The following is a 1,330-nucleotide window of genomic DNA, read 5'->3' as shown; positions in this document are numbered from 1 at the left end:
TGGCGGCGTTGTGCCTGCTGGGGATATCGATTGCGCCGTTGGCGGCGCAGGAGTCCGTGTGCGCGCGCGTGAAGATCGAGATCAAGCAGGAGTTGACGCTGGAGCGCCAGGCGTTCGACGCCGAGATGCGCATCACCAATTCGCTGCCGGCCACCGCGCTGACGAACGTCAATGTGGACGTAAAGGTCACCGACGAAACCGGCGCGCCGGTCACCGTCACCACCGACCCCAACGATCTGACCGCCAAGTTCTTCATTCGCCTCACCCAGAAACAGAATATCTCCGACGTCTCCGGTACCGGCCAGGTTGCGGGAGCGACCACGGCGACCATCAACTGGATGCTGATCCCGGCGCCGGGCTCGGCCGGCAATACGCCTTTCGGCAAGCGCTACCTGGTCGGCGCGACGCTGCGCTACCAGTTCGGTACCGAGACCCACACGATGGAGTTGAACCCCGACGCCATCACGGTCAAGCCGATGCCGTCACTGACGCTGGACTACTTCCTGACCCGCGACATCATCGCCGACGATCCGTTCACCACCGAGATCGAAGCACCTGAGCCCTACACGCTGGGCGTGCGGGTGAAGAACAGCGGCCTGGCCGCGGCCAACAAGCTGAAGATCGATTCGGCGCAGCCGCGCATCGTCGAAAACCAGCAGGGACTGCCGATCAACTTCGTCCTGCTGGGCAGTTATGTGCAGGACCTGCCGGCGACCAATTCGCTGCTGATCGACTTCGGCGATATCGGCCCGGCCAGCAGCAAGATGGGTCGCTGGCAGATGGAGAGCAACCTGGCCGGCACCTTCGTCGAGTTCAATGCCACGTTCACCCATTCCGATGAGCTGGGTGGCGCGCTGACCTCGTTGTTGCAGGCTACCAACGCGCATCTACTGGTGCGTGATGTGCGGGTGGATTTGCCTGGCCGCGATGTGATCCGCGACTTCCTGGCCGAAGACGGCGGTCTTTACAAAGTCTATGAATCCGAAGGCGTCGACAGCACAGTGACCAACCGTTCGGCCGAAGCGCAGCTGACGGTCGCCGGCGGCGCCTATCAACTGGCCATGCCGGCCACGCAGGGATTCTTCTACGTGCGCAAGCCGGACCCGCACCGCGGCGGCATGGCGTTGTCCACCGTGGTGCGTGCCGACGCCAAGCAGATGGCGCCGGAGAACGTCTGGTTGTCCAAGACCAAGAACCGCGATACCCAGCAATGGGAATACTGGTTCAACGTATTCGATGCCAACTCGCCGGGCGGTTATCAGGTTGCGTTCAAGCCGCTGGACCAGGATCCCAAGCCGCCGGTGCTGCAGTTCATTCCCGACCGCGTGGT

General features: G+C 63.0%; 1 protein-coding gene. It reads left to right on the top strand.

Annotation, left to right across the window (positions count from 1 at the left end; genetic code table 11):
• Positions 1-1,330: hypothetical protein (locus AB6O04_RS20625; RefSeq protein ID WP_368566299.1), on the top strand; the 1,330-nt coding region annotated here is incomplete at both ends.

This window comes from Pseudoxanthomonas sp. UTMC 1351, from assembly GCF_040948865.1.
Lineage (GTDB): Bacteria > Pseudomonadota > Gammaproteobacteria > Xanthomonadales > Xanthomonadaceae > Pseudoxanthomonas_A.
This window is presented reverse-complemented; position numbering and strand designations above follow the sequence as displayed.